Here is a 2,293-nt window from a genome sequence, read left to right as displayed (position 1 = left end):
ATCATAGTGAGGAAAGTCGGAGATTCCCGCGTAGCGGCACCAGCCTCGTGGATCGCTCCAAGTGACCGTCGTGGCGAGGCGACTCGTGGCAAAGGGCGCAAGCTTTCCCCAGACCTCCTGCGGCGGTGTCGGCCCTTTTCGCCCCCCGTACTGCGGTTCCCCGAGAAACTCCACAGCGTGAACTTTGGGAAGCACGCGCTCATTGTCGTAGAGGGCGACGGGCTGGCAGCCGTGAAAGTGCTTGAGCGGGTACTTCTCGCTGAGCTCTGTGTCCGAGTAGCCAGGCACCAGTGGGATATGGGCGGCGTTAATATGAACGCTCTTGAGCGCCCGTAGATACGGCTCGTCAGTGAGGTATTTTTCGCCGACCCAGCCGCCGGAGAGGTCAAATGCCTCGCGCTTGATCCGCTGGTGCGCCCAGAGCGAGCCAGTCGTGAGCTTGACCTCGATCAGGCAGTAGGTGAGCGGAAGTTTTCCCGTCCCGACAGTGAGGGCGGCAAAGTCTTGGGCAGGGACTGTTCGTGCACTCGGAGCCAGTGGGGGCATCGGGGCAAAGCGATTGGGAAGCTTCGGATCCGGCGGGAGCCAGAGGCGAATGGACTCAACCGTGGCTTTCGATTTTCCTTTGTTTTCGAGATGGAGAACGAGCCTATCGGGCTGGACACTCTCGCCCAGAAACGTGGCGGCAGTGATACTCACCTCGGTGGCTTTGAGCGCTACTGTGACTCCGGGTTTGTCTTCATCCCACTGAAGCGTCACCGACTCAGGTAGGGCTTGGAGCGCGTTGAAGGTCAATACCGTGAGCTGGCCCGGCGCGACGGTAACACCAGCATCCGGAGCATCGTGGGGAAAATCGCACCAGCCCCACGCGCTACTTGCGATGCGCTCTGCCGGGTTCTCACCCTCGATGAGAATATCCGAGCGACGAAAAGGGGAGTCGCTGCGGACGATTAGGCGCACCAGAGCGCCTGGTGATGAAACGGCGGGCCGAAAGAACTTCAGTGTCTTGGCCGAAACATGGGGCGTTACACTCGCCCCGACTACCTCGACTGCCATCGGACTAAAATCTCTCGAAGCGCTCGACATCTACGACCCAAGCAATCGCCCCACCCACCTCAACTTCGACGGGGGAGGGAATAAATGTCCCGACCGGCCCCGCATCGGGTGGCAGGACATTGACATACTGCTTACGGCTTTTGCTGGCCTCGTTGATCAGGCCGAGAACTCTTTCCACGTCCTTGTCGTCGGCCCCAATCAACAACGTTATGTTCCCCTCCCGAAGGAAGCCCCCCGTTGATCCGATCTTTGTAAACTTGAACCCGTTTCTCAGCAGACTTTCGCTGATCTTTCCCCGGTCCCGGTCGTGGACGACTGCGATGACTAGTTTCACTTGGTTTAGAACCCTCCTCCGTGACGGCAACGTCGGGGGCATTATACGCCATGACTGCCTCATATTCCCAGCGAGTGAGCTCACGCCACTGCCCCGGGGTAAGTATCCCCAGCAGCACGGGCCCGACTTGTACCCGAATAAGGCGCACGACTGGGTGCCCGACGGTATCGAGCATACGACGAATCTGGCGCTTGCGGCCCTCGTGGATCACCATCTCTAGGCGCGTGTAGCCCTTACTGGACTTTCCTAGCTTCGTGACCTGTGCCTTCGCCGTGCGCCGTGTCTCCCCTTCAAGGGTGAGTCCACGCGCCAGCCGGTTCAGCGTGTCCGATTCCGGGGAGCCTTCCACCGTGACGTGATAGGTCTTACCCAGGCTCATGCTCGGGTGCGTTACCTTATAGATGAAATCTCCATCGTCGGAGAGTAAAATCAGGCCTTCAGAGTCCGCGTCCAAGCGTCCCGCAGGCTTTAATGTCACGCCAGGCATGGTCACGAGATCGGTTATTTTTAGTTTCGCATGGCGGTCGCTCATCGTACAGACATAGCCCGGCGGCTTGTGGAGCGCGACATAGCGCCGCTTGCCTTGCTCGGGGAGCGCCTTACCATCCACCGTGATCTTCTGTGTCGTCGGATCGACCTGGACGCCTTGCTCCGTCACCACCACACCGTCCACCGTCACACGACGGCCCGCGATCAGCTCCTCCGCCCGGCGGCGCGACGCCACCCCCGCATCGGAGATAGCCTTTTGCAGGCGAACCATATTGGTATTAGAAGGAGAGTCGGGTGTTGTGGACATGGCTTCTATGGTATCGCGTTACGGACGATTTCCACACCAGCAACCATATTGGCAAGCTTCTTCTTCGCCGCCCAGCGTGCGGTTTGGGAGAGGCCACAGTCGGGTGC

Annotated in this window: 2 protein-coding genes and 1 pseudogene; all 3 read right to left on the bottom strand. The window is 59.7% G+C overall.

What is annotated here, in order from left to right; all coding sequences use genetic code 11:
• Nucleotides 1-1,056 (bottom strand): hypothetical protein (locus RMO15_RS23475; protein ID WP_309718117.1); only part of this gene is annotated, 1,056 nt, incomplete at its 3' end.
• 4 nt (nucleotides 1,057-1,060) lie between these two features.
• A complete protein-coding gene (locus RMO15_RS23470) occupies nucleotides 1,061-1,432 on the bottom strand; it encodes a cyclic-di-AMP receptor (RefSeq protein ID WP_309718114.1) in 372 nt (123 codons plus the stop codon).
• Nucleotides 1,433-1,472: 40 nt separating this feature from the next.
• Nucleotides 1,473-2,150, bottom strand: a pseudogene (locus tag RMO15_RS23465) (pseudouridine synthase); the annotation flags it as partial.
• Nucleotides 2,151-2,293 lie beyond the last annotated feature (143 nt).

Source organism: Armatimonas sp. (assembly GCF_031410135.1).
Classification (GTDB): domain Bacteria; phylum Armatimonadota; class Armatimonadia; order Armatimonadales; family Armatimonadaceae; genus Armatimonas.
Note: the sequence above shows the minus strand (reverse complement) of the source record. Positions and strands in the feature narration are given on the sequence as shown.

Excerpts from the sequence above, each read along its gene's own strand:
- RMO15_RS23470 (WP_309718114.1), bottom strand. The coding sequence starts at position 1,432 with ATGCCCCCGACGTTGCCGTCACGGAGGAGGGTTCTAAACCAAGTGAAA.